Annotated in this window: 2 protein-coding genes; both read left to right on the forward strand. The window is 28.4% G+C overall.

Annotated features, from left to right (window positions below; translation table 11 throughout):
* Nucleotides 1-219: helix-turn-helix domain-containing protein (locus EII32_RS11700; RefSeq protein WP_148096850.1), on the forward strand; the 219-nt coding region annotated here is incomplete at its 5' end.
* Between the two features lie 25 nt (nt 220-244).
* Nucleotides 245-429, forward strand: a 185-nt coding sequence (locus EII32_RS12640; RefSeq protein ID WP_233582404.1) for a hypothetical protein, incomplete at its 3' end; no start/stop codon positions are given.

The raw sequence follows: 429 nt of genomic DNA on the forward strand, positions 1-429 counted from the left end.
CAGCTAGAAAGGGACTTAATAAGTCAAAGGACTAAAGAAGGTTTAAAAAGCGCAAAAGCTAGGGGAAGGAATGGAGGAAGGCCTTCCAAGAGAAATGATAAAGCTGATACAGTAGGGTTACTATATAGGGAAGGTTACAAAATAGTTGATATAGTAAAACAAACAGGGTTAAGTAGAGCAACTGTATATAGAGTGCTAAATGATTTAAAATTAAAATAAAAAATATATTAAAGGGGATGAGAGTATGATATGGAGCAAGTTAAGTTCAAGTATAAATTATTATATTAATAAGAGAATATGGGGAGAAGAACTTTTAAAAGAAAATATTTTATTATTAAATCAATATATTGAGGATACATTCATACTTGAGGATGGTATTTATAAATATTTAGACAAAAAAACATATGAGTATATTGATCTAAATGAAGA

Origin of the sequence: Prevotella sp. OH937_COT-195 (genome assembly GCF_003932845.1) — a bacterium.
Taxonomy (GTDB): Bacteria; Bacteroidota; Bacteroidia; order Bacteroidales; family Bacteroidaceae; genus Prevotella.